18 protein-coding genes and 1 other RNA gene are annotated in these 25,610 nt (G+C 74.0%); 16 read left to right on the top strand and 3 right to left on the bottom strand.

Going from position 1 to position 25,610, the window contains the following annotated elements; translation table 11 throughout:
* Positions 1-93: 93 nt before the first annotated feature.
* Positions 94-487, top strand: a transfer-messenger RNA (tmRNA) gene (ssrA, locus tag ACIQKA_RS22255).
* Positions 488-513: 26 nt separating this feature from the next.
* Here ssrA and ACIQKA_RS22250 read toward each other — a convergent pair.
* Positions 514-1,815, bottom strand: a complete 1,302-nt coding sequence (locus ACIQKA_RS22250) for an MFS transporter (RefSeq protein WP_390112438.1) — start codon at positions 1,813-1,815, stop codon at positions 514-516.
* A 47-nt stretch (positions 1,816-1,862) separates the two neighbouring features.
* Here ACIQKA_RS22250 and ACIQKA_RS22245 point away from each other — a divergent pair, with 47 nt between their 5' ends.
* From ACIQKA_RS22245 to ACIQKA_RS22220, 6 genes are all read left to right on the top strand, one after another.
* Positions 1,863-2,915 carry a LysR family transcriptional regulator gene (locus ACIQKA_RS22245; RefSeq protein ID WP_383155951.1) on the top strand — a complete coding sequence of 351 codons (1,053 nt, stop codon included), beginning with the start codon at positions 1,863-1,865 and terminating at the stop codon, positions 2,913-2,915.
* A 119-nt stretch (positions 2,916-3,034) separates the two neighbouring features.
* Positions 3,035-4,390, top strand: a complete 1,356-nt coding sequence (locus ACIQKA_RS22240) for an MFS transporter (protein ID WP_402542056.1) — start codon at positions 3,035-3,037, stop codon at positions 4,388-4,390.
* An 84-nt stretch (positions 4,391-4,474) separates the two neighbouring features.
* Positions 4,475-5,611 (top strand): uroporphyrinogen-III synthase, encoded by a 1,137-nt coding sequence (locus ACIQKA_RS22235; protein ID WP_383440277.1) that lies wholly within the window; start codon positions 4,475-4,477, stop codon positions 5,609-5,611.
* Positions 5,612-5,814: 203 nt separating this feature from the next.
* Positions 5,815-8,154, top strand: coding sequence for a HelD family protein (locus ACIQKA_RS22230; protein WP_383155960.1), 2,340 nt, complete (start codon positions 5,815-5,817; stop codon positions 8,152-8,154).
* Between the two features lie 432 nt (positions 8,155-8,586).
* Positions 8,587-10,017, top strand: a complete 1,431-nt coding sequence (locus ACIQKA_RS22225; RefSeq protein ID WP_390112447.1) for an NAD-dependent malic enzyme — start codon at positions 8,587-8,589, stop codon at positions 10,015-10,017.
* Positions 10,018-10,330: 313 nt separating this feature from the next.
* Complete coding sequence (locus ACIQKA_RS22220; protein ID WP_015033921.1) at positions 10,331-10,612, top strand: HU family DNA-binding protein; 282 nt, start codon at positions 10,331-10,333, stop codon at positions 10,610-10,612.
* Positions 10,613-10,786: 174 nt separating this feature from the next.
* On the opposite strand, the gene murA is transcribed toward ACIQKA_RS22220, so the two are convergent.
* Positions 10,787-12,133: a UDP-N-acetylglucosamine 1-carboxyvinyltransferase gene (gene murA / locus ACIQKA_RS22215; RefSeq protein WP_121830820.1), complete on the bottom strand. Its 1,347-nt coding sequence runs from the start codon at positions 12,131-12,133 to the stop codon at positions 10,787-10,789.
* 278 nt (positions 12,134-12,411) lie between these two features.
* Here murA and ACIQKA_RS22210 point away from each other — a divergent pair, with 278 nt between their 5' ends.
* The 9 genes from ACIQKA_RS22210 to ACIQKA_RS22170 all read left to right on the top strand — a co-directional run bounded on the left by ACIQKA_RS22210 (position 12,412) and on the right by ACIQKA_RS22170 (position 23,425).
* Positions 12,412-12,972, top strand: a complete 561-nt coding sequence (locus ACIQKA_RS22210) for a YqgE/AlgH family protein (protein WP_383155965.1) — start codon at positions 12,412-12,414, stop codon at positions 12,970-12,972.
* Positions 12,973-13,023: 51 nt separating this feature from the next.
* The gene (locus ACIQKA_RS22205; RefSeq protein ID WP_383433495.1) at positions 13,024-13,314 is read left to right on the top strand and encodes a DUF3039 domain-containing protein; all 291 of its coding nucleotides are present in this window, start codon (positions 13,024-13,026) and stop codon (positions 13,312-13,314) included.
* Positions 13,315-13,627: 313 nt separating this feature from the next.
* The gene (locus ACIQKA_RS22200) at positions 13,628-14,932 is read left to right on the top strand and encodes an extracellular solute-binding protein (protein ID WP_383152335.1); all 1,305 of its coding nucleotides are present in this window, start codon (positions 13,628-13,630) and stop codon (positions 14,930-14,932) included.
* A gap of 5 nt (positions 14,933-14,937) precedes the next feature.
* Positions 14,938-15,894 carry an ABC transporter permease subunit gene (locus tag ACIQKA_RS22195; RefSeq protein ID WP_391092578.1) on the top strand — a complete coding sequence of 319 codons (957 nt, stop codon included), beginning with the start codon at positions 14,938-14,940 and terminating at the stop codon, positions 15,892-15,894.
* Positions 15,891-16,739 carry a carbohydrate ABC transporter permease gene (locus ACIQKA_RS22190; protein ID WP_383152333.1) on the top strand — a complete coding sequence of 283 codons (849 nt, stop codon included), beginning with the start codon at positions 15,891-15,893 and terminating at the stop codon, positions 16,737-16,739. Before ACIQKA_RS22195 ends, ACIQKA_RS22190 begins: the two co-directional genes overlap by 4 nt.
* Before the next feature lie 4 nt (positions 16,740-16,743).
* Positions 16,744-18,387 (top strand): beta-N-acetylhexosaminidase, encoded by a 1,644-nt coding sequence (locus ACIQKA_RS22185; protein WP_402542055.1) that lies wholly within the window; start codon positions 16,744-16,746, stop codon positions 18,385-18,387.
* 246 nt (positions 18,388-18,633) lie between these two features.
* On the top strand, positions 18,634-19,509 hold the full coding sequence (locus tag ACIQKA_RS22180) for an FAD binding domain-containing protein (RefSeq protein WP_383152331.1): 876 nt from the start codon (positions 18,634-18,636) through the stop codon (positions 19,507-19,509).
* Entirely contained in the window at positions 19,506-21,104 is a 1,599-nt protein-coding gene (locus tag ACIQKA_RS22175) for a 2Fe-2S iron-sulfur cluster-binding protein (RefSeq protein WP_402542054.1), read from the top strand. The genes ACIQKA_RS22180 and ACIQKA_RS22175 overlap by 4 nt, the downstream gene beginning before the upstream one ends.
* Positions 21,101-23,425, top strand: coding sequence for a xanthine dehydrogenase family protein molybdopterin-binding subunit (locus tag ACIQKA_RS22170; RefSeq protein ID WP_402542053.1), 2,325 nt, complete (start codon positions 21,101-21,103; stop codon positions 23,423-23,425). Before ACIQKA_RS22175 ends, ACIQKA_RS22170 begins: the two co-directional genes overlap by 4 nt.
* A 43-nt stretch (positions 23,426-23,468) precedes the next feature.
* Here the strand turns inward: ACIQKA_RS22170 and ACIQKA_RS22165 are convergent, their stop codons facing one another.
* A complete protein-coding gene (locus ACIQKA_RS22165; protein WP_402542052.1) occupies positions 23,469-25,565 on the bottom strand; it encodes a PQQ-binding-like beta-propeller repeat protein in 2,097 nt (698 codons plus the stop codon).
* Positions 25,566-25,610 lie beyond the last annotated feature (45 nt).

Genomic DNA, 25,610 nt, shown 5'->3' with positions numbered 1-25,610 from the left:
GCCGCCGGGAATACGCTGGCGACGCCTGCCGTTGGTCACGTACGATGGGTCACGCACCCCACGGCGCGGGTGCGACGTTTGAAAAATCAACATGGGGATGATCGGTTTCGACAGCGGATACCGATGCAGAGGAAGCGTGTCGAGGAAGCGGCAATGATCTCGTAAACCATATGTCGCAACCAATAATCGCCAACTCCAAGAGCGATAACTCCCGCTTCGCCCTCGCTGCCTAATTTCTAGGTAACGAACAGAAGCCTCTGTGAGGAGCGTCAGCCCGGGGACGGTCCCGACCCGGATCCTGGCGTCATCTAGGGATCTAAACCTCTAGCCCCGGTCACGGGGGTTGGAGGGAAATCAAACAGTGACTGAGCCCGTCGGAGACTTGTCCGCGTGATCTCCGGGGCTGAGAAACTCGTAGCGGACTGCACACGGAGAAGCTCTGTTTCCGTACCGTTGGACGCGGGTTCGATTCCCGCCATCTCCACTCATCCCATGTGGGCGCAGGCCCGGTGGTCACCACGACCGCCGGGCCTTCGTCATGTCCGCGGCCGTGCACAGGGCGAGCGCGACGGCCGCCGCCGCGACCGGGACCAGGAAGCCGAACGCGGGGAACGGGGCGTGGTCGGCGGCCCAGCCGCCGGACGCCGAGCCGGTCGCGATGCCCGCGAGGAGCGCGGTCACGGCCAGGGTCATGCCCTCGTTGAGCCGGCCCGGGGGCGTGCGGCGCTGGACCAGGCCCATGCCCGTCACCATCGTCGGGGCCGTCGCCATGCCCGCCACGAGCAGGCCGGCGGCCAGGGCGAGCAGGGAGCCGGTCGAGGCGGCGAGCAGCGGCAGCGCCATCAGGACCGTCATCGCGGCCAGGCAGGTGCGCAGCCGCGCCGTGCGGCGGGCCCGGCCGTAGAGCAGGCCGGCGGCGCAGGAGCCCGCGGCCTGGAGGGCGAGGACCGGTCCGGCGACGGGCCCGTCCACGTACGCCAGGGTCACCACCTCCATGGAGCCGAAGACCGCCCCGGTGGCGAGGAAGACCGCGAGCAGCGGGACCGTGCCGGGCGCGCGCAGCGGGGAGCCCGCCGGGACGCGCGGGGCGACCGGCGGCTCGGTGGAGCGCTGGGCGGCGAAGAGGAGGGTCCCGCCGAGGAAGAGGACGCAGGCCCCGAGCGTGCCCGCCTCCGGGAAGAGCGCCGAGCAGAGGAGGGCGGCGAGCACCGGGCCCAGCATGAAGCAGAGCTCGTCGACGGCCTGCTCGAAGGAGTTCGCGGTGTGCAGCGCGCCCGGGTCGTCGCGCAGCAGGTGCGCCCAGCGGGCCCGGGACATGCCGCCGGTGTTCGGGAACGTAGCGGTGAGGGCGACCGTCGCGAAGAGCGCCCAGGCCGGAGCCCGTTCGTGGACGCACAGCGCCAGGACCAGCTGCCCCAGGAAGGCGTACGCGGCGGCCGGGACCGCGACCCTCGCCTGCCCGTACCGGTCGACGAGCCGGGCGGTCAGCGGGGCGACGACGGAGCCGACGGCGAGCCCGGTGGCGGTGACCGCGCCGGCCAGGGCGTAGGAGCCGTACGCCGACGCGATCATGATCACGGCGCTGACGCCGAACATCCCCGCGGGCAGCCGGCCGATCAGCCCGCCGACGGTGAAGGCGAGGGTGCCGGGGCGGGCGAAGAGGCGGCGGTAGGGGTTGCGGGAGGAGGGGCGCGGGGGGACGGGGGCGCGGTCGCGGGGGCCCCGGCCGGGGCCGTGCGGCCGGGCGGCGGGGTCGTCGTAGCGCGGCGCGAGGGCCGGGCCCGCCGGGGTGAGGGTGAGGTCCGGTTGCGGCATGGACCAAGGTTCGGGCGCGCGTCCCCGCCCGGTCCAACACCTGATCGATGGCCATTCACGCACCCGTGTTGTTGAATGCGGCGGTGGCCTCCCCGTACGACACCGACCCCCGTCTCCTGCGCGCCTTCACCGCCGTCGCCGAGGAGCTGCACTTCACCCGCGCCGCCGCCCGCCTCTACGTCGCCCAGCAGGCCCTCAGCCGGGACGTCCGGCGCCTGGAGCGCGAGCTGGGCGCCGAGCTGTTCGTGCGGACCACCCGGCAGGTCTCCCTCACCCCCGACGGCGAGCGGCTCCTGCCGTACGCGCGCCGGGTGCTCGCCGCCCACGACGAGCTGAGCGAGGCCTTCCGGGCCGCGCCCCGGCCCCTCCTCGTCGACCTCAACAGCCCCGACCTCGCCCACGAGCGCGTCCTGCGCCGGGCCCGCGAACTCGCCCCCGACCTCGAACTGATGGCCCGCTACGAGAGCGGCCTCACCGGCGCCGCGCGGGCCGTCCTCGCCGGCCGGCTCGACACCTCCTTCGGCCGGTACGGCGGCCTCGCGGCCGATCTGCGGGCCGGGCTCGACGCGCAGTTCGTGCGGTACGAGCCGATGGCCGTGATCCTGCCCGACGACCACCCGCTCGCCGGCCTCCCCGAGGTCCCGCTCGCCGCGCTCGCCGGGGAGCGGATCTACGCCGGGGCCGGGAACGAGCGCACCCCCGAGTGGACCGACCTCGCCGTGCGGCTCTTCGCCGGGCGCGGCATCGAGCTCTCCCCGCCCGCCCCGCTCGCCGTCGGCAAGGAGGAGTTCCGCCGGATCATGGCCAAGCACCGGCACCCGGTCCTCGCCGTCGTCGAGTTCCCGCCCATGCCCGGCTGCGTCCTGCGACCGCTCGTCGCCCCCGTCCCCCTGTCGCCCGTGAGCCTGGTGTGGCGCAAGGGACTCCGCCACCCCGGCCTCGACGCCCTGCGGACCGCCGCCGCCGAGATCGGCGCCCGCGAGGGCTGGCTCGTCCGCCCGCCGGACTCCTGGCTGCCGGAGGACGAGCCGGGCCTGCCGGAGGCCCCGGCCGCGCCGCGCGCGCGTGTCCCGCTCACAGCGGTCCCGCCCACCGGGTGAGAGCAAGGTTCCGCCGCCGTCACCTCGCGGCACCGGACCGAAACGCGGCCTCCCTAGCGTCGTCCGCAGGAGGACCGGGGCTGTGGACGCCCCAGGACCCGACCCCGCGGAGGTGCGACATGGGCGGCCGGTGGATCGAACGGTGGGAACCGGAGGACGAGGTCTTCTGGCGCGAGGAGGGGGAGCGGGTCGCACGGCGGAACCTGATCTTCTCCGTCCTCTCCGAGCACATCGGCTTCTCGATCTGGAGCCTGTGGTCGGTCATGGTCCTCTTCATGGGACCGGAGTACGGCGTCGACCCCGCCGGCAAGTTCTTCCTGATCGGCACCGCCACCTTCGTCGGCGCGCTGATCCGGATCCCGTACACCTTCGTCGTCGCCCGCTTCGGCGGCCGGAACTGGACGGTCTTCAGCGCCCTGCTGCTCCTGCTGCCGACCGGCCTCGCCTTCGCGGTCATGGAGCCCGGGACGTCGTACACCACCTTCGTCCTGGTGGCGGCCCTCACCGGCGTCGGCGGCGGCAACTTCGCCTCCTCCATGACCAACATCAACGCCTTCTTCCCGCTGCGGAAGAAGGGCTGGGCGCTCGGCCTCAACGCGGGCGGCGGCAACATCGGCGTCCCCGTCGTGCAGCTCGTCGGCCTCCTCGTCATCGGGACCGCGGGCGCGGTGCACCCCCGGATCGTGCTCGGCGTCTACCTGCCCCTGATCGTGGTCGCCGCCACCTGCTCCGCGCTCTTCATGGACAACCTCGCCCCCGTCAGGAACGACACCGGGGCCGCGAAGGAGGCCGTGCGGGCCCGGCACACCTGGATCATGGCCTTCCTCTACGTCGGCACCTTCGGCTCCTTCATCGGCTACAGCTTCGCCTTCGGCCTGGTGCTCCAGACGCAGTTCGGCCGCACCCCGCTCCAGGCGGCCTCGCTCACCTTCGTCGGCCCCCTGCTCGGCTCGCTCGTCCGGCCCGTCGGCGGCTCCCTCGCCGACCGCCACGGCGGCGCCCGCATCACCCTGTGGACCTTCGCCGCGATGGCCGCCGCGACCTCCGTGGTGGTCTACGCCTCCGTGATCGAGTCGCTCGCCGTCTTCCTCGCCGGCTTCGTCTGCCTCTTCGTCCTCAGCGGCCTCGGCAACGGCTCCACGTTCAAGATGATCCCGGCGATCTTCCTCGCCCAGGGGCACCGGAAGGGGCTCGCGGGCGAGGCCGCCGAGGCGTACGGCCGACGCCTCTCCGGCGCGTCCATGGGCATCATCGGGGCGGTCGGCGGGCTCGGCGGACTCGGCATCAACCTGGCCTTCCGCCAGTCCTTCCAGACCTCCGGCACCGGCACCGCCGCCTTCGTCGCCTTCCTCGCCTTCTACGCGGCCTGCATGGGCGTCACCCGGGCGGTATACCTTCGACGGCCGGGGACCGTGCCCGAGACCGCCGAGGCCGTCACGGAGCCGGAGGCCCGGCCCGGTTACGCGAAGGTGTGATCCCGGGTGCACGGCACGGACCGTAACGACCAGGAAATACGGACGAACCGCGTCCGTCACGCGCCCCCGTCAGGCTCTGCGTCCATGGACGAGCAAGAACACGGCCCCCTCGCCGGCTTCACCGTCGGCGTCACCGCGGCGCGGCGCGCGGACGAACTCATCGCCCTGCTGCGCCGGCGCGGCGCCGCCGTCGTCCACGGACCCGCCCTGCGGATCGTGCCGCTCGCCGACGACACCGAACTCCTCGCCGCCACCAAGGACCTCATCGGCCACGCCCCGGACGTCGTCGTCGCCACCACGGCGATCGGCTTCCGGGGCTGGGTCGAGGCCGCCGACGGCTGGGGGTGCGGCGAGGAGCTCCTCGCCGTCCTGCGGGACGTCGAACTCCTCGCCCGGGGGCCGAAGGTCAAGGGGGCCGTACGGGCCGCCGGGCTCACCGAGTCCTGGTCGCCGTCCTCGGAGTCCATGGCCGAGGTCCTCGACCGGCTCCTCGACGAGGGGGTGGCCGGCCGGCGGATCGCGCTCCAGCTCCACGGCGAGCCGCTGCCCGGCTTCGTGGAGGCGCTGCGGGAGGGCGGGGCCGAGGTCGTCGGCGTCCCCGTCTACCGCTGGCTCCAGCCGGAGGACACCGGCCCGCTCGACCGGCTCCTCGACGCGGTCCTCGCCCGGGGCGTGGACGCGGTGACCTTCACCAGCGCCCCGGCCGCCGCCTCGCTGTTCTCCCGGGCGGCGGAGAGGGGGGTGCGGGCGGACCTCGTCGCGGCGCTGCGGCACGACGTGCTCGCGGTGTGCGTCGGTCCCGTGACCGCGCTGCGGCTCCAGGCCGAGGACATCGACACGTACCAGCCCGAGCGCTTCCGGCTCGGGCCGCTCGTCCAGGTCCTCTGCACCGAACTGCCCGCCCGCGCCCGGGTCCTGCCGGTGGCCGGGCACCGGGTGGAGGTGCGCGGCCACGCCGTCCTCGTCGACGGCGCCCTGCGCCCCGTCCCGCCCGCCGGCATGGCCCTCCTCGGCCTCCTCGCCCGCCGCCCCGGCTGGGTCGTCTCCCGCGCCGACCTCCTGCGCGCCCTGCCGGGCGCGGGCCGCGACGAGCACGCGGTGGAGACGGCGATGGCCCGCCTCCGCACGGCCCTCGGCACCCCGAAGCTCATCCAGACGGTGGTGAAGCGGGGCTACCGGCTGGCCCTGGACCCGTCGGCGGACGACAAGTACGACCGGTAGGAACGGGTGCGGCGCCGGGCGGGCCGTTCCGCGGGAGGGGCCCCGCCCCGTACGCCCGCCGCGCCCCGCCGCCCCGACGGGACCGGCGCGGCCACCCCCTCTTCCGGCGGCTCCCGCACGGCGACCCCCCGCCCGCCTGACACGGCGGCTCCCGGTGGCGTACGCTCGACGGCTGCCCAGTGCACGTGAGAAGGGGGCCTTAGGTGGCCGCGCAGGAAGCCGTGGACACGGTCAGGGACCGTGAGATCGGTGTCGAGCAGGAACATCTTGACCAGGTCTACCGCCGGCTGGAGGAGAAGATCCACGAGGCGGAGTTCCTGATGAACGACGCCGCCCAGCGCGGGCAGGTCGGCACGCCCGGCGCCCTCGCCGAGCGCGACGCCCAGGTCTTCCGGGCCGGCATCCACCTCAACCGGCTCAACAACGAGTTCGAGGACTTCCTCTTCGGCAGGATCGACCTGCTGTACGGCAAGGACGGGAAGAAGGGCCCCGACGGCGCCTACACCTCCGTCGAGCCCGCCGAGGACGCCGTACGCCCGGACAACACCGCCGACATCGGGGAGACCCTCCACATCGGCCGCATCGGCGTCCTCGACTCCGACTACGCGCCGCTCGTCATCGACTGGCGCGCGCCCGCCGCCGCGCCCTTCTACCGCTCCACCCCCGTCGACCCCGGCCGGGTCGTGCGCCGCCGGGTCATCCGCTCCAAGGGCCGGCAGGTCCTCGGCGTCGAGGACGACCTGATGCGCCCCGAGCTGCGGGCCGCCCTCGACGGGCGCGAGCTGCCCGTCATCGGCGACGGCGCGCTGATGGCCGCCCTCGGCCAGGCCCGCAGCCACACCATGCGGGACATCGTCTCCTCCATCCAGGCCGAGCAGGACCTCGTCATCCGGGCGCCCGCCGCCTCCGTGACGTACGTGGAGGGCGGCCCCGGCACCGGCAAGACCGCCGTGGCCCTGCACCGGGCCGCGTACCTGCTCTACCAGGACCGGCGGCGGTACGCGGGCGGCATCCTGATCGTCTCCCCGACCCCGCTCCTCGTCTCGTACACCGAGGGAGTCCTGCCCTCCCTCGGCGAGGAGGGCCAGGTCGCCATCCGCGCGGTCGGCTCGCTCGTCGACGGCGCCGAGGCCACCGCGTACGACGACCCGGCCGTCGCCCGGATCAAGGGCTCCTCCCGGATGCTCGCGGTGCTGCGCAAGGCGGCCCGGGGCGCCCTGGAGACCCCCGCGCCCCGGGCGCAGCCCGAGCCGGGGGAGGACGCCGACCGGGCTCCCGCCGGCACCCCGACCCGCCTGCGGGTCGTCGCCTTCGGGCGCCGCCTGGAGCTGGAGGCCGACGAGCTGCGGCGCATCCGCCACAACGTCCTCGGCGGCACCGCCCCCGTCAACCTGCTGCGCCCGCGCGCCCGCCGGCTGCTGCTCGACGCGCTGTACGCCAAGTCCGGCGCGTCCGGCCGGCACAGCGACCCCGAGCTCGCCGCCGAGCTGCGCTCCTCCTTCGACGAGGACGTCTCCACCGAGGACTCCTTCCTCGGCTTCCTGGACGCCTGGTGGCCCGAGCTGACCCCCCGGCGGGTCCTCGGCGCGATGGCCGACGAGCGGCGCCTCGGCCGCTGGGCCCGCCGGATCCTCAACCCGGGCGAGGTGCGCAGGCTCGCCCGCTCGCTGCGCCGCCCGGAGCTCTCCGTCCACGACGTGGCCCTCCTCGACGAGCTGAACACCCTGCTCGGCGCCCCGGCCCGGCCCCGGAAGAAGCGGGAGTACGACCCGCTGGACCAGCTCACGGGCCTGGAGGAGCTGATGCCGGTGCGGGAGGAGACCCAGCGCGAGCGGGCCGAGCGGCTCGCGGCGGAGCGCACCGAGTACGCGCACGTGATCGTCGACGAGGCCCAGGACCTCACGCCCATGCAGTGGCGGATGGTCGGGCGGCGCGGCCGGCACGCCACCTGGACGGTGGTCGGCGATCCGGCGCAGTCCTCCTGGTCCGACCCGGACGAGGCGGCCGAGGCCCGGGACGAGGCGCTCGGCTCCCGGCCGCGACGCCGCTTCGAGCTGACCGTGAACTACCGCAACCCGGCCGAGATCGCCGAGCTGGCCGCCAAGGTCCTCGCCCTCGCCATGCCGGGCAAGGAGTCGCCCCGCGCGGTCCGCTCGACCGGCGTCCAGCCCCGGTTCGTCGCGGTCCCGGAGGGGTCCGGGGAAGCGGATCTGGCCGAAACCGTACGTTTCGAAGCGCGCCGGCTCCTCGAACGGGTCGAGGGGACGGTCGGCGTCGTCGTCGCCATGCGGCGGCGCGCGGAGGCCGCCCGCTGGCTCGCGGAGCTCGGCGACCGGGTGGTGGCGCTCGGTTCCCTGGAGGCGAAGGGCCTGGAGTACGACGCCACGGTGGTCGTCTCGCCCGCCGAGATCGCGGACGAGTCCCCGGCCGGCCTGCGGGTGCTCTACGTGGCCCTGACCCGGGCGACGCAGCAGCTCACGGTGGTCGCGGGGACCGGCGACCTGCCGGACGCGGCGGGGGTGCCGGACCTGCTGAGGGACTGAGCCCCGGCCCGCGGCGGGCCCGCCCGGCGCCCGCGGGGGCCGTCGCGGGTCCGGAACCACGGCCGGTTTCAGGTCAACCTGTGGCGCTGGAATCACTATCGGGAGTGGTTTGTTAGCCTGGGGGTGGCACCGGCTCGATCCAAGCCCCCGGGCCCAACCTTCGTCCCTCAGAGGGACCACTTGCCGCGAGGCGAGCATGGCGGGTCGGTGCCACCTAGTACGTAGCTACGAAGTCGAGGTCCTCGTCACCCCTGGTGGCGGGGACCTCTTCTGTTTCCCGCACTCCTCTCGTATGGTGGAAACTACTTTCCGAAAACAAAATGACCGCATTACCTGCTACTCGCTGGTAGGTGCGACCATCGGAGGGCGCCGCCGGGCAACCAGCCGGGGCGGCGTAGCAACGAAGCTCAGGGAAAGCAGAGGAACTCGTCCATGGCAACGGCGCCCAGCGTCTCGTACTCGATGACGGTCCGGCTGGAGGTTCCCGCGAGCGGGACCGCGGTCTCCCAGCTCACCACGGCGGTGGAGTCGTCCGGCGGTTCCGTCACCGGCCTCGACGTGACCGCCTCCGGCCACGAGAAGCTCCGCATCGACGTCACCATCGCCGCGACCTCCACGGCCCACGCCGACCTGATCGTGGAGCAGCTGCGCGGCATCGAGGGCGTCGTCCTCGGCAAGGTTTCCGACCGCACCTTCCTGATGCACCTCGGCGGCAAGATCGAGATGGCGTCCAAGCACCCCATCCGCAACCGCGACGACCTCTCCATGATCTACACCCCCGGCGTCGCCCGGGTCTGCATGGCGATCGCCGAGAACCCCGAGGACGCCCGCCGCCTCACCATCAAGCGCAACTCCGTCGCGGTCGTGACCGACGGCTCCGCCGTCCTCGGCCTCGGCAACATCGGCCCCAAGGCCGCCCTGCCCGTCATGGAGGGCAAGGCCGCCCTCTTCAAGCGCTTCGCCGGCATCGACGCCTGGCCGCTCTGCCTGGACACCCAGGACACCGACGAGATCGTCGCGATCGTCAAGGCCATCGCCCCCGGCTTCGCGGGCATCAACCTGGAGGACATCTCCGCGCCGCGCTGCTTCGAGATCGAGGCCCGGCTGCGCGAGGCCCTCGACATCCCGGTCTTCCACGACGACCAGCACGGCACCGCCATCGTCGTCCTCGCCGCCCTCACCAACGCCCTGCGCGTGGTCGGCAAGGGCATCGGCGACGTGCGGGTCGTCATGTCCGGCGCCGGCGCGGCCGGCACGGCCATCCTGAAGCTGCTGATCGCGGCGGGCGTCAAGCACGCCGTCGTCGCCGACATCAAGGGCGTCGTCCACGCGGACCGCGAGGACCTGGTCGAGGCCCCGGCCGACTCGCCGCTGCGCTGGATCGCGGACAACACCAACCCGGAGGGCGTCACCGGCACCCTCAAGGAGGCCGTCTCCGGCGCGGACGTCTTCATCGGCGTCTCGGCCCCGAACCTGCTCGACGGCGAGGACGTCGCCGCCATGGCGGACGGCGCCATCGTGTTCGCGCTCGCGAACCCCGACCCCGAGGTCGACCCGGCCGCCGCCCGCCAGACGGCCGCCGTCGTCGCCACGGGCCGCTCCGACTTCCCCAACCAGATCAACAACGTCCTGGTCTTCCCCGGCGTCTTCCGCGGCCTGCTGGACGCCCAGTCCCGCACGGTCAACACGGACATGATGCTGGCGGCCGCCGCGGCCCTCGCCGACGTGGTCACCGAGGACGAGCTGAACCCCAACTACATCATCCCGTCGGTCTTCAACGACAAGGTGGCGGGCGCGGTCGCCGGAGCCGTCCGCACCGCGGCGAAGGCGGCGGGCGGCGGCGCGGCCCCGGCCGGGCTCTGACGGCGCGTCGCGATTCGCGGTGGCGTAAACCCGCCTTTAGGGTGGCTTTTCGACTCCGTGCGGTTCGCGGGGAGTCGACAGAACGTCACCACCGCGGGGTCGCGGCGCTTTTCGTGTGACCCGCGGGGGTGCCGGATTGGCGTTCCCGCCGCTGGTGGGGGCAGGATGCGTGTTTGGGCGCGAGGGTCTGTCCATGTGACCCGGGTCCGGGGACTGTCCGAGGGCCCTGGCAGCATCGGCTTCGCTGTACCCAATCGCGCGGCTTCCGCCGCGTGGCACGCCTCACAGGCAAGAAGAACACGGGAGTAACAACATGAACCGCAGTGAGCTGGTGGCCGCCCTGGCCGACCGCGCCGAGGTGACCCGCAAGGACGCCGACGCCGTGCTGGCCGCTCTCGCCGAGACCGTCGGCGAGGTCGTCGCCAAGGGCGACGAGAAGGTCACCATCCCCGGCTTCCTGACCTTCGAGCGCACCCACCGTGCCGCTCGCACCGCTCGTAACCCGCAGACCGGCGACCCGATCGACATCCCGGCCGGCTACAGCGTGAAGGTCTCCGCGGGCTCGAAGCTCAAGGAAGCCGCCAAGGGCAAGTAAGCGGCCTGTAGGCGCAGAAAGGGCGGCCACCCCGGTCCAGGGGTGGCCGCCCTTTCGTTCGCCCGTCAGAACGCCCCGTACGGCCCGTACCCGCCCGCACGGGCGGGTACGGGCCCAGATGCGCCGAAACGGCCCCACGCGCGCGCGTGGGGCCGTTTCCGGAGCGGGTGCCGCCTAGACCAGCGCGCTGCCCGGCAGCTCGACCTTGGCGCCGAGCTCGATCAGCTTCTCCATGAAGTTCTCGTAGCCGCGGTTGATCAGCTCGATGCCGTGGACCCGCGAGGTGCCCTGGGCCGCCAGCGCCGCGATCAGGTACGAGAAGCCGCCGCGCAGGTCGGGGATGACCAGGTCGGCGCCCTGGAGCCGGGTCGGGCCCGACACGACCGCCGAGTGCAGGAAGTTCCGCTGGCCGAAGCGGCAGTCCGAGCCGCCCAGGCACTCGCGGTAGAGCTGGATGTGCGCGCCCATCTGGTTCAGCGCGGAGGTGAAGCCGAGCCGCGACTCGTACACCGTCTCGTGGACGATCGAGAGGCCGGAGGCCTGCGTCAGGGCCACGACCAGCGGCTGCTGCCAGTCGGTCTGGAAGCCGGGGTGCACGTCCGTCTCCAGGGCGATCGCGTTGAGCGAGCCGCCCGGGTGCCAGAAGCGGATGCCGTCGTCGTCGATCTCGAAGGCGCCGCCTACCTTCCGGTACGTGTTGAGGAAGGTCATCATCGAGCGCTGCTGGGCGCCGCGCACGTAGATGTTGCCGCCGGTGGCCAGCGCCGCCGACGCCCAGGAGGCCGCCTCCAGGCGGTCCGGCAGCGCCCGGTGGGTGTAGCCGTCGAGCTTGTCGACACCGGTGATCCGGATGGTCCGGTCGGTGTCCATGGAGATGATCGCGCCCATCTTCTGCAGGACGCAGATCAGGTCCTCGATCTCGGGCTCCACGGCCGCGTTCGACAGCTCGGTGACGCCCTCCGCGAGCACCGCCGTGAGCAGCACCTGCTCGGTCGAGCCGACCGAGGGGTAGGGCAGCCGGATCTTGCAGCCGCGAAGGCGCTGCGGGGCCTCCAGGTACTGCCCGTCCGCCCGCTTCTCGATGGTCGCGCCGAACTGGCGCAGCACGTCGAAGTGGAAGTCGATGGGCCGGCCGCCGATGTCGCAGCCGCCCAGGCCCGGGATGAAGGCGTGGCCGAGGCGGTGCAGCAGCGGGCCGCAGAAGAGGATCGGGATGCGGGACGAACCGGCGTGGGCGTCGATGTCGGCGACGTTCGCGGACTCGACGTGCGTCGGGTCGAGGACGAGCTCGCCGGGCTCGTCACCCGGGCGGACCGTCACTCCGTGCAACTGGAGCAGTCCGCGGACCACGCGGACGTCGCGGATGTCCGGCACGTTGCGCAGGCGGCTGGGGCCGCTGCCGAGGAGGGCGGCGACCATCGCCTTGGGCACGAGGTTCTTCGCGCCGCGGACGCGGATCTCGCCCTCCAGCGGGGTGCCGCCGTGGACGAGCAGTACATCGTGGCTGTCTGTGCCGGTCATGAATCTCGCGTTCCGAAAGTGGGTCCGACGGGTGGCCAGTGAAAAGGGTAAGGGCCCATGGAACCTCCTTCGGAAGCCCGGGGCGACCCGGCAGACGTAATGAATCCGGCACAACACCCTCTGTTGGCGTGATCTTGCGGAGTGTCACCGTCCGGTTGTTTCGGCGGGCCCTCCGCGCCCCTCGGCCCCGTCCCCTCTGAACTGCGGCGCTCCCCGGACTTCCCGCGTCCGCGCCCGACGGGCCACGAGAACGCCGAAGATGCGGGATCATGTCTCGCATGACCGAGGTGTCCTCGCTCACAGGACGGCTGCTCGTGGCCACCCCCGCCCTCGCGGACCCGAATTTCGACCGCGCGGTGGTGCTGCTGCTCGACCACGACGAGGAGGGCTCCCTCGGCGTGGTCCTCAACCGGCCGACGCCGGTCACCGTCGGTGACGTCCTCGCCTCCTGGGCCGACCACGCCGGCGAGCCCGGCGTGGTCTTCCAGGGCGGCCCCGTCTCCCTCGACGCGGCCCTCGGCGTCGCCGTGATCCCCGGCGACGAGGGCCCGCTCGGCTGGCGGCGGGTGCACGGGGCGATCGGCGTGGTCGACCTGGAGACCCCGCCCGAACTGCTCGGACCGGCGCTCGGCTCGCTGCGGATCTTCGCCGGGTACGCGGGCTGGGGCCCCGGCCAGCTGGAGGCGGAACTCGGCGACGGGGCCTGGTACGTGGTCGAGTCGGAGCCCGGCGACGTCTCCTCGCCGCGGCCCGAGGCGCTCTGGCGGCAGGTGCTGCGACGGCAGCGCGGCGAACTCGCGATGGTCGCGACGTACCCGGACGACCCGTCCCTCAACTGAGGACGACCCGTCCACCGACCGGAGGCCCGGCTTTCAGTACCCTTGGCGGTTATGAGCACTCTCGAGCCCGAGCGCGGGGCAGGTACGGGGACCCTCGTCGAGCCGACGCCGCAGGTGTCCCACGGTGACGGCGACCACGAGCGCTACGCCCATTACGTCCAGAAGGACAAGATCATGGCGAGCGCCCTGGACGGCACGCCCGTCGTGGCGCTGTGCGGAAAGGTCTGGGTGCCGGGGCGCGACCCCAAGAAGTACCCGGTCTGTCCGATGTGCAAGGAGATCTACGACTCCATGGGCGCCGGCGGCGACAAGGACAAGGGCAAGGGCGGCAAGGGCGAGTAAGTCAGGTCCCGCCGTCGGGGCGAGCCGGTGACGGCCCCCGTCGTGCGCGCTTCGGCGCGCGCGACGGGGGCCGTTCCGTTTTCCGGCCCCCGGGTCCTTCCGGCCCCGGGCCGGGCGTGACGGAGGCGTTCCCTCGCTCCGGCTCCTCCGGGAGCGCCCCCGTTGCGCAGGGTGCTTTCGCCGGTCACGGAGTGGTTGAGGTGGTCGAGACCTCTTGTCGGCCCGCCCGGAGTCCGCCTAGCCTCACGCGTGTTGTGCAGCGCGAAACGCTCGTTGCACACGCTGCAACGCACGCACCTGGAGGGGATCCGCCATGAAGCTTCCTGCCCCCATCACCGCCACGGCCGCCGCGCTCCTGCTGGCCGGCCTCACCGCCACCGCCTGCGCGCCCCAGACCACGGACGGGAAGGCCACGACGGACGAGAAGAGCGGCACCCTGCGCGTCTGGCTCTTCCAGGAGGTGAGCAACAAGCCCAAGGAGCAGGCCGTCGAGCAGGCCGTCGCCGCCTTCGAGCAGCGCAACGCGGGCGCGAAGGTCGAGGTCGAGTACATCCCCGTCGAGACCCGCGCCCAGCGCGTCAAGGCCGCCTTCAACGACCCGAAGTCGGCCCCCGACCTCATCGAGTACGGCAACACCGACACCGCCGGATACGTCAAGGACGGCGGACTCGCCGACATCAGCGCCGAGTTCGCCGCCTGGGACGAGGCCAAGGACACCGACCCCACCGCCCGCCAGTCCGTCACCGTCGGCGGCAAGGTCTACGGCGCCCCCTTCTTCGTCGGCATCCGCGCCCTCTACTACCGCACCGACGTCTTCCGGGAACTGGGCCTGACGCCCCCCAAGACCCAGGCCGAACTCGTCGAGACCGCCAAGAAGATCCGCAAGGCCAGGCCCGAGCTGTACGGCATCGCCGTCGGCGGCGCCTACACCTACGGCGCCATGCCCTTCGTCTGGGCCGCCGGCGGCGAACTCGCCACCGCGCGGGGCGACTCCTACCGGGCCGCCATCAACAGCCCGGACGCCCTCAAGGGCATCGCCACGTACACCTCGCTCTTCGGCGACGACAACTGCCCCGCCGCCAAGTGCGCCCAGATGGGCGGCAACGCCACCGTCACCGCCTTCGCCTCCGGCAAGGCCGGCATGGCCATCGGCGGCGACTTCAGCCACGCGGCCGTCGAGGCCGGCACGGTGAAGGGCAAGTACGCCGTCGTCCCGCTGCCCGGCACCACCCCCGGCTCGATCGCCCCCGCCTTCGCCGGCGGCAACAACATCGGCGTCCTCAGGAGCAGCCCCCGCCGCACCCTCGCCGTCGACCTCCTCAAGTCCCTCACCGGCAAGGAGACCCAGGGCCGCCTCTTCGACGCGATGGGCTTCCTGCCCACGTACACCGACACCCGCGCCGCCGCCGCCGGACGGCAGCCCTTCGTGAAGCCCTTCACCGACACCCTCGCCGCCGGTGCGAAGTTCGTCCCGGCGTCCCCCGGCTGGGGCCGGATCGACGCCTCCCTCGTGCTGCCCACGATGTTCCAGGAGATCGTCAGCGGCCGTAAGGACGCCAAGACGGCGGCCGACGACGCCGCGAAGAAGATGGACGCGGCCTTCGCGCCGGCGGGCTGACCCGCATGACGACCCAGCTCACCCCGCCCGTCGAGAAGCGGCCCGCCACGGCCGCGGGCCCCGCCCCCGCGGCCCGCGGCCCCCGGCGCCCCGGCGCCTGGACCCCCTGGCTCTACCTGCTCCCGGCCCTCGTCGTCCTCGGCGCGCTCCTCGTCTACCCCGTCTACCAACTGGGCCTGATCTCCTTCCTGGAGTACACCCAGGCCCAGGTCAGCGGCGGCGAACCCACCTCGTTCCAGGGGTTCGGGAACTACACGGCGCTCTTCTCCGACCCCCAGTTCTGGCAGGTCCTCCTCGCCACCGTCCTCTTCGCCGCCGCCTGCGTCGTCACCACGCTCGCCGTCGGCTGCGCCCTCGCCGTCCTCCTCACGCGCGTGCGCGCCCTGCCCCGGCTCGTCCTGATGACGACCGCGCTCGGCGCCTGGGCCACCCCCGCCGTCACCGGCTCCACCGTCTGGGTCTTCCTCTTCGACCCCGACTTCGGCCCCGTCAACCGGCTCCTCGGACTCGGCGACTTCTCCTGGACGTACGGGCGGTACAGCGCCTTCGCCCTCGTCCTCCTCGAAGTCGTCTGGTGCTCCTTCCCGTTCGTGATGGTCACCGTCTACGCCGGCATCCGGGCCGTCCCGACCGAGGTCCTGGAGGCCGCCGCCCTCGACGGCGCCTCGCAGTGGCGGATCTGGCGCTCGGTCACGGCGCCGCTGCTCCGGCCCATCCTGGTCGTCGTCACGATCCAGTCGATCATCTGGGACTTCAAGCTCTTCACCCAGATCTACGTCATGACGAACGGCGGCGGCATCGCCGGCCAGAACCTCGTCCTCAACGTGTACGCCTACCAGAAGGCCTTCGCCTCGTCCCAGTACAGCCTGGGCTCGGCGATCGGCGTCGTCATGCTGCTGATCCTGCTCGCCGTGACGCTCGTGTACCTCCGCCTGCTGCGACGCCAGGGAGAAGAACTGTGAGCGCCCTCCGGATCCCGGGCGTCCGGCGCCCCGGACGCCTCGCCGCCGAGGCCGTCACCCTCCTCGTCGCCGCCGCCGTCGCCTTCCCGCTGTACTGGATGGTCCTCTCGGCCTTCAAACCGGCCGGCGAGATCCAGTCCACCGACCCGCGCCCGTGGACGCTCTCGCCGTCCCTCGACTCCTTCCGGCGCGTCTTCGAGCAGCAGGACTTCGGCCGCTACTTCCTCAACTCGCTGGTCGTCGCCGTCACGGTCGTCCTCGCCTCCGCGGTCATCGCCTTCCTCGCCGCGACCGCCGTCACCCGGTTCCGCTTCAAGTTCCGGACGACGCTCCTGATCATGTTCCTGGTCGCCCAGATGGTGCCCGTCGAGGCGCTGACCATCCCGATGTTCTTCCTCATGCGGGACTTCGGGCAGCTCAACACCCTCGGCTCGCTGATCCTGCCGCACATCGCGTTCTCCCTGCCGTTCGCGATCTGGATGCTGCGCGGCTTCGTCCGGGCGGTCCCCGAGGCCCTGGAGGAGCAGGCCCAGATCGACGGCGCCAGCCGCACCCGGTTCCTGTGGCAGATCCTCTTCCCGCTGGTCTTCCCCGGCCTGGTCGCCACCAGCGTCTTCTCGTTCATCTCCACCTGGAACGACTTCCTCTTCGCGAAGTCGTTCATCATCAGCGACACCTCGCAGTCGACCCTGCCCATGGCCCTGCTGGTCTTCTTCAAGCCCGACGAGAACGACTGGGGAGGCATCATGGCCGGCTCGACCGTGATGACCGTCCCGGTGCTCGTCTTCTTCGTACTCGTACAGCGCCGCCTGGTCTCGGGACTCGGCGGGGCGGTGAAGGACTGACGCCATGACCGATCCCACGGACCTGATCCCCGCGCCCCTGTCGATCGGGAGGCGGGGAAGCGCCCCCGGGCGCGTCACGCTCGACGGGCGGACCGTGCTCGACGCCGGACCCGGCACCGAGGGCACCGCCCGCTGGCTCCGGGCCGTCCTGGGCGCCGCCACCGGGCTGCCGCTCCCCGACGGGACGGGGGAGCGCGCCGTGCGCCTCCGGATCAGCGAGGAGGTGGCGCGGGAGCACGGCCCCGAGGGCTACCGGCTGACCACCGAGGACCCCGGCGCGGCCGTCCTCGTCGAGGGCGGCGGCCCCGCCGGGGTGTTCTGGGGCGCCCAGACCCTCCGCCAGCTCCTCGGCCCCGACGCGTACCGCCGGGCGCCCGTGGACGGCGGGCCCCGGGACCTCCCGCACACCACGGTCGAGGACCGGCCCCGCTTCGGCTGGCGCGGCCTCATGCTCGACGTCTCCCGGCACTTCACGGCCAAGGAGGACGTCCTGCGCCTGCTCGACCTCCTCGCCGCCCACAAGCTGAACGTCTTCCACTTCCACCTCACCGACGACCAGGGCTGGCGCATCGAGATCGAGCGCCATCCGGGGCTCACCGGGGCCGGCTCCTGGCGCGCCCGCAGCAAGTGGGGCCACCGGGCCTCGCCGCTCTGGACCGACACCCCGCACGGCGGCTTCTACACCCGCGACGACATCCGCGAGATCGTCGCGTACGCCGCCGAGCGGCACATCACCGTCGTCCCCGAGATCGACCTCCCCGGCCACTCGCAGGCCGCCATCGCCGCGTACCCCGAACTCGGCAACACGGACGTCGTCGACACCGCCGCCCTCACCGTCTGGGACACCTGGGGCGTCAACCCGAACGTCCTCGCCCCCACCGAGGAGGTCCTCCGCTTCTACGAGGGCGTGTTCGAGGAGGTCCTGGAGCTCTTCCCGTCCACCTTCGTGCACGTCGGCGGCGACGAGTGCCCCAAGGACCAGTGGAAGGCCTCCCCGGCCGCCCAGGCCCGCATCCGGGAGCTGGGCCTCGCCGGCGAGGACGAGCTCCAGTCCTGGTTCATCCGCCACTTCGACCGCTGGCTCGCCGCCCGCGGACGCCGCCTGATCGGCTGGGACGAGATCCTGGAGGGCGGACTCGCCGAGGGCGCGGCCGTCTCCTCCTGGCGCGGCTACGGGGGCGGGATCGCCGCCGCCGAGGCCGGTCACGACGTCGTCATGTGCCCCGAGCAGCACGTCTACCTGGACCACCGTCAGGCGCCCGGCGAGGACGAGCCGATGCCCATCGGCTACGTCCGCACCCTGGAGGACGTCTACCGCTTCGAGCCCGTCCCGCCCGGCCTCTCCCCGGAGGCCGCCGCCCACATCCTGGGAACCCAGGCCAACGTCTGGACCGAGGTGATGGAGAACCGCTCCCGCGTCGACTACCAGGTCTTCCCCCGCCTCGCCGCCCTCGCCGAGGTCGCCTGGTCCGCGCTCCCCGCCCCGGAGGCCCGCGACTACACCGGTTTCGAGCGCCGCATGGACACCCACTACCGGCGCCTCGACGCCCTCGGCGTCGACTACCGGCCCCCCTCCGGACCCCTGCCCCGGCAGCGGCGCCCCGGAGTCCTGGGCAGGCCCCTGGAGGGAACGCCCCCGAACGTGTGAGGCCCTCCGCGCCCCCGTCACCCGGGAGCGGCGAACCCCGCCGCCCAAGACCGGCGAAACGGAACTCGCCGCCGCTCCCGGGACGTCCCGGACGGAACAGTCCTTCGCGGACCCTCGCGCCGGACCGCCCGGAAGATGTGCCAGAGTTGCCACGTCCGGCCTGTGAGCACGTACGGTACGCCCACACGCAGGCGCGACGGCCGGGCACAGTCGGGGACCGCCGGGACACCGGGAAGGGGCAGCGGGTTGACCACGCACGCACCACAGACGGCGCAGGCCGTGACGCTGCCCGCCTCGCTCGACGAGGCCGTCGCGGCGCTCACGGCCATGCCGGCGGCCGTCCCCGTCGCCGGCGGCACCGACCTCATGGCCGCCGTCAACAGGGGCCAGCTCAGGCCCGCCGGACTCGTCGGCCTCGGCCGCATCAACGAGATCCGCGGCTGGCAGTACCAGGACGGCCACGCCCTCCTCGGCGCGGGCCTCACCCACGCCCGGATGGGCCGCCCCGACTTCGCCGCCCTCATCCCGGCCCTCGCCGCCGCCGCCCGCGCGGCCGGGCCGCCGCAGATCCGCAACGCCGGCACCCTCGGCGGCAACGTCGTCACCGCCGCGCCCACCGGCGACTCGCTGCCCGTCCTCGCCGCCCTGGAGGCCGACCTCGTCGTCCTCGGGCCGCTCGGCAGCCGCGAGATCCCCGTCTCCCACCTGCTCGCCGGCCGCGACCTGCTCGCCCCCGGCGAACTCGTGGGCTTCGTCCGGGTGCCGCTGCTCCACGCCCCGCAGGTCTTCCTCAAGGCCACCGGCCGCACCGGCCCGGCCCGCGCCACCGCCTCCGTCGCCGTCGTCCTCGACCCGGCCCGGCGCGGGGTGCGCTGCGCCGTCGGCGCCGTCGCGCCGATGCCGCTGCGGCCCCTGGAGGCCGAGCGCTGGATCGCCTCGCTGGTGGACTGGGACAACGACCGGGGGCTCGCGCCGGAGGCGCTGACGGCGTTCGGCGAGTACGTCGCCGCCGCCTGCATCCCGGACCCGCAAGGGGGCGAACAGCTGCCCCCGGCCGTACTGCACCTGCGGCGCACCGTCGCCGCACTCGCCCGACGGGCACTGGGGAGGGCACTCGCGTGAGCAGCGACGAACAGCAGGGCAACCAGGGCGGCTGGGAGCCGATCCCGCAGAGCGAGGGGTACGACGGCGACGCGACCGCCTTCGTGCAGCTCCCGCCGGACTTCATGCTGGACGGCGTGCCCCTGGAGGCGCCCGGCCACGACTACGTCCCGCCGATGATCACCCCGCTCCAGCCGCTCACCCCGTCCCCGGCGACCGACCCGGCGGCCACCGGAAGCTGGTCGGTCCACCTGCCGGTCGAGGCGGAGCCGGTGCGGCCGTACTTCGACCACGCCCACGGCTACGAGCCGGACCGGGGCTACGAGCCGGACCAGGGCCGGGGGCAGGGCCACGAGCCGGACCGGGGCGCGGGCTACGAGCCCGGCCCGGGCTACGGGTCCGAGGGGGCCCGGGGCTACGAGCAGCCGCGGGGCTTCGAGGGCGACCGGGGCGGTTTCGAGTACTTCGAGCAGCAGGGCGAGCCCTTCGACCGGTCCGGGTACGGCCGGCCGGACCCGCACGCGACGGCCGGGTGGGGCTTCGCGGAGCCGGCGGAGCACGCCACCGAGCCCGCCCCCGCCGGCGAGCCCGACCCCGCCGCCCTCCCCGCTCCCGGCCCCGGCGACACGGGCCAGTGGCAGATCCCCGCCGAGGCCCCGGCGACCCTCCCGGGCGGCGCGCCCGCGCCCTGGGCGCTCCGGGAGGAGCCGGAGCCCGGGGCCGGGGCCGGGCCCGAGCCGGAGACCGCCGAGGACGCGGCCCCGGAGGCCGTACGGGACACCCCCGACGCCTCCGGCGCCCCCGGGACGGACCCGGAGCCCGAAACGGCCCCCGAAGCCGTGCAGGACGCCCCCGAGGCCGTCCGGGAAGCCCCCGAGGCCGTCGGGGAGGTTCCCGAGGCCGTCCGGGAGGCTCCCGGGCCGGACGCCCCCGAAGCGGATCCCGCCCCCGGGACGGACGCCGGTCTCCGCGCGGAGACCGTCCTCGACACGGACGTTCCCGACCCGGTGCCCGCCGTCGCGGCGGAGGTCCACGCCTCCACCGACAGCGACGAGCACCCCCACACCTCGTACACCCTCCGGGTCAACGGCGTGGACCGGCCCGTCACCGGTTCCTGGATCGGGGAGTCGCTGCTCTACGTCCTGCGCGAGCGCCTCGGGCTCGCCGGGGCCAAGGACGGCTGCTCGCAGGGCGAGTGCGGCGCGTGCAACGTGCAGGTCGACGGGCGGCTCGTCGCCTCCTGCCTGGTCCCCGCGGCGACCGCCGCCGGGAGCGAGGTGCGGACGGTCGAGGGCCTCGCGGCCGACGGGGAGCCCTCCGACGTGCAGCGGGCCATGGCCAGGTGCGGCACCGTCCAGTGCGGCTTCTGCATCCCCGGCATGTGCATGACCGTGCACGACCTCCTGGAGGGCAACCACGCCCCCACCGAACTGGAGACCCGCCAGGCGCTCGCCGGCAACCTGTGCCGCTGCTCCGGCTACCGGGGCGTCCTCGAAGCCGTACGGGATGTCGTCGCCGAGCGCGAGGCCGGCGCCGCCGCCCACGCGCCCGAGAGCGCCGACGAGGCCCGCATCCCGCACCAGATCCCGCACCCGCACGACGGAGGCAAGGCGTGAGCAGCGACGCGACCACCGCCGTTCCCACGGCCACGGTCACGGACGTCCCCGGACCCCTCGGACAGGAGCCGGCCGCCCACGGCCTCGGCACCTCGCTCCCGCAGGCCGAGTCCCGCGCGAAGACCGAGGGCACCTTCCCGTACGCCTCCGACCTGTGGGCCGAGGGCCTGCTCTGGGCCGCGATCCTGCGCTCCCCGCACCCCCACGCCCGGATCGTCTCCGTCGACACCTCCGCCGCCGTCGCCATGCCGGGCGTGCGGGCCGTGGTGACGGCCGCCGACGTGCCGGGCGCGGCCACCTACGGGCGCCGGGTCGCCGACCGGCCCGTCTTCGCCTCCGACCTGGTCCGGCACCACGGCGAGGCCCTCGCGGCCGTCGCCGCCGACCACCCCGACACGGCCCGGCTCGCCGCCGCCGCCATCGCCGTCGAGTACGAGGTCCTCGAACCGGTCACCGACCCGGAGAAGGCGTTCGCGGCCGAGCCGCTGCACCCCGACGGGAACCTGATCCGGCACATCCCGCTCCGCTTCGGCGACCCGGAGGCGGCCGGCGAGGTCGTCGTCGAGGGCCTGTACCGGATCGGGCGGCAGGACCCGGCACCGATCGGCGCCGAGGCGGGCCTCGCCGTCCCGCGCCCCGACGGAGGGGTGGAGCTCTACACCGCCTCCACCGACCCGCACACCGACCGCGACCTGGCCGCCGCCTGCTTCGGCCTCCTGCCCGAGCAGGTCAAGCTGGTCGTCACCGGCGTCCCGGGCGCCACCGGCGACCGCGAGGACCCGGGCTTCCAGATCCCGCTGGGCCTGCTCGCGCTGCGCACCGGCTGCCCGGTCAAACTCACCGCCACGCGCGAGGAGTCCTTCCTCGGCCACGCCCACCGCCACCCCACCCTGCTGCGCTACCGCCACCACGCGGACGCGGAGGGGCGGCTGGTGAAGGTGGAGGCGCAGATCCTGCTCGACGGCGGCGCGTACGCCGACTCCTCGTCCGAGTCCCTGGCGGCGGCCGTGGCCTTCGCCTGCGGCCCGTACGTCGTCCCGCACGCCTTCGTCGAGGGCTGGGCCGTCCGCACGAACAACCCGCCGTCCGGCCACGTGCGGGGCGAGGGCGCGATGCAGGTGTGCGCGGCGTACGAGGCGCAGATGGACAGGCTCGCGGCCAAGCTGGGCGTGGACCCGGCCGAGCTGCGCATGCGGAACGTCATGGCGACCGGCGACATCCTGCCCACCGGACAGACGGTCACCTGCCCGGCCCCCGTCGCGGAACTCCTCTCCGCCGTACGGGACTTCCCGCTGCCGCCGCTGCCCAAGGACACCCCCGAGGGCGAGTGGCTGCTGCCCGGCGGCCCCGAGGGCGCGGGCGAACCCGGCGCGGTGCGGCGGGGCGTGGGCTACGCGCTCGGCATGGTCCACATGCTCGGCGCGGAGGGCGCCGACGAGGTCTCGACGGCGACCGTGCGGGTCGCGGACGGGACGGCCACGATCATCTGCTCGGCCGTGGACACCGGTTCGGGCTTCTCGACGCTCGCCCGCCAGATCGTGCAGGAGACCCTGGGCATCGACGAGGTGCACGTCGCGCCCGTCGACACCGACCAGCCGCCCGCCGGGCCGGCCGCCCACGGCCGGCACACCTGGGTGTCGGGCGGGGCCGTGGAGCGGGCCGCGAAGATGGTCCGCACCCAGCTCCTCCAGCCGCTCGCCCACAAGTTCGGCATGTCGACCGAGCTGCTCCAGATCACCGACGGCAAGATCACCTCGTACGACGGCGTCCTGTCGACGACGGTCACCGAGGCGATGGACGGCAAGGAGCTCTGGGCCACCGCCCAGTGCCGCCCCCACCCCACCGAGCCCCTGGACGACGCGGGCCAGGGCGACGCCTTCGTGGGCCTCGCCTTCTGCGCGATCCGCGCGGTCGTGGACGTGGACGTCGAACTCGGCGCCGTGCGCGTCGTGGAGATGGCCGTCGCCCAGGACGTCGGCCGGATCCTCAACCCGGCCCAGCTCGCCACCCGCATCGAGGCGGGCGTCACCCAGGGCGTCGGCGCGGCCCTCACGGAGAACCTCCGCACCGCCCGCGGCCTGGTCCGCCACCCCGACTTCACCGGCTACGCCCTCCCGACCTCCCTGGACGCCCCGGACATCCGGATCGTGAGGCTGGTCGAGGAGCGCGACGTGGTGGCCCCCTTCGGCGCCAAGCCCGCGAGCGCCGTCCCCGTCGTCACCTCGCCCGCCGCCGTGGCCGCGGCGGTCCGCGCGGCCACCGGCCGCCCGGTCAACCGCCTCCCGATCCGCCCGCAGGCGGCGGTGGCGGCGCCCCAGTAGGACTGCCGGGGCCCTCCGCACCGTTCGCCGGTCGGAGGGCCCCTCACTCCCCGTACACCGGCATCGCCGCGATCCGGCCGCCCCGGACGAGGAAGACGCGGTTGCCGCCGCTCGCCGTCCGGTAGGTGCCCTCGCCCCTCATGCCGACCGTGAAGAGGTGGTCGCCGGTCTCCTTGTCGACCGCCTTGAGGGAGCTGCCGTCGGGGGCGTGGAGCCAGACCGTCGTGCCCTCCACGACCGGGGGAGCGAGCGTGCCGGGGCCCGTGCCGTCCAGGATCTCGTGCCACTCCTGCCTCGGGGAGGAGGAACCCACCGTGGTGCCGTAGCGGTGGGCGTTGTGGGAGCTGACCGCGAAGACGGCGATGCCGCTCACGGCCGGGGTGCCCCAGTCGGGCCTCCCGCTGCCGGCCTCCTCCTCCCACAGCGGATCGCCCGTGTCGAGGCGCCGGGCGGTCAGCTTCGGGCCGCCGAAGCAGACGATGTTGCTGCTGGACGCCGGGGCCTGTCCGGCGGTGCCCCGGCCCGTCGACTCCCACTGCGTGCGCCCGGTTTCGGCGTGGAGGGCGGCGACCCGGCCGTCCCTGCCGTGGATCACGAGCCGCCGGTCGCCCACGAGGGCCCGTGCGGCGCCGTTCGGGGAGCGCGGCGAGGTCATCGGGCGCGCCCAGACGGTGGCGAGGGTCCAGGCGTCGACGGCGTGCAGCTCGTCGTCCTCCGTCACCAGATAGACCCGGGTCTCGTCGGCCGCGAGGACGTTCCTCACCCCGGTCCCGCTCCGCCACACGGGCCGGCCGGTGGAGGCGACGAACGCGCGCAGGGCGCCGTCCCCGTCGACGCCGACCACCATCCGGTCCGCGACGGAGACGAAACCCGCGTCCGCGTCGACCTCCTTCGCCCGCCACCGCTCCTTCCCGTCCGTCACGGACAGGGCGAGCAGGCCGCCCTTCGCCGCCCGCACGACCACCACGTCCCGCACCGGCAGCGGGGGTTCGTCCCCCGGCGCCGTCCCGTCGACCGGGCCCCACAGCGGCTCCGGGGCCTCGCCCGGCTCGGTGTCGACGGCCCAGACGAAGGCCGCCTCGGGGGTCGCCACGGCCGGCGGCACGTCGGCGGCCGGCGACCCGCCGCTCCGGTTCAGCCACCAGGCGCCCGCCCCGCCGCCCGCGCCGAGTACGGCCACGCCCACGGCCGCGCCGGTCAGGAAGCGGCGCCGGGACGGCCGGCCGGACCCGGGCACGGTGGTGTCGGCGGGCGCCGTCAGACGCCTCACCGCGGCCTCGCGCCGCTTGACGTCCTCCGCGAGCGGCCCCCTGCGCCACACCCGCTCGGCGCCCTTCGGCGGCGCGAAGGCCGCGGCGATCCGCGCGGGGTCCGGACGGAGCGCCGGGTCCTTCGCCAGGCACGGGCCGATCAGCTCCCGCAGTTCCGGCGGCACCCCGCCGAGGTCCGGGGCGCCGTGCACCACCTCGTACTGGAGCGCCGCCACGTGCGCGCCGTCGAAGGCGCGCCGCCCGCTCGCCGCGTGGACCAGGACCGCACCGAGCGAGAAGACGTCCGCCGCCGGGCCGACCCGCCGCCCGAGGACCTGCTCGGGGGCCCCGTACCCCGGGGTGACCGGTATCTGGCCGGTGGTGGTGAGGGTGAGGCCGTGCTCGGGCCGCGCGATGCCGAAGTCGATGATCCGGGGCCCGGCCGAGGTCAGCACGATGTTCGCGGGCTTCAGGTCCCGGTGGACGAGCCCGGCCGCGTGGATGTCGGCCAGCGCCCGGGCGAGCCGGGCGGCGAGAACGCGGACCGACGGCACGTCCAGCGGCCCGTACGCGCGGACGGCATCGTCGAGGGTCGGCCCGGCGAGGAACTCGGCCGCGATCCACGGCCGTCCGCCCTCCGTCCGGGCCCCGAGGATCCGCGCCACGCCCCCGCTCGTGACCGCCCGCGCCATGTCGGCCTCGCGGACGAACCGCTGGGCGAGGTGCGGGTCGTGGGCGAGCTCGGGGCGGAGGACCTTGACGGCGGCGGGCGTCCCGGCGCCGTCCCGGCCGACGTACACCTTGCCCATGCCGCCCTCGCCGAGGACGCCGAGGAGCCGGTACGGGCCGAGCCGGAGCGGGTCGCCGACGGCGAGGGGCTGAGGGGTCATGGGAACGCTTCCGATCAGGCGGATTCTTTTTTTGGGGGGCTGACG

Origin of the sequence: Streptomyces sp. NPDC092045, from assembly GCF_044756005.1 — a bacterium.
Taxonomy (GTDB): Bacteria; Actinomycetota; Actinomycetes; order Streptomycetales; family Streptomycetaceae; genus Streptomyces.
This window is presented reverse-complemented; position numbering and strand designations above follow the sequence as displayed.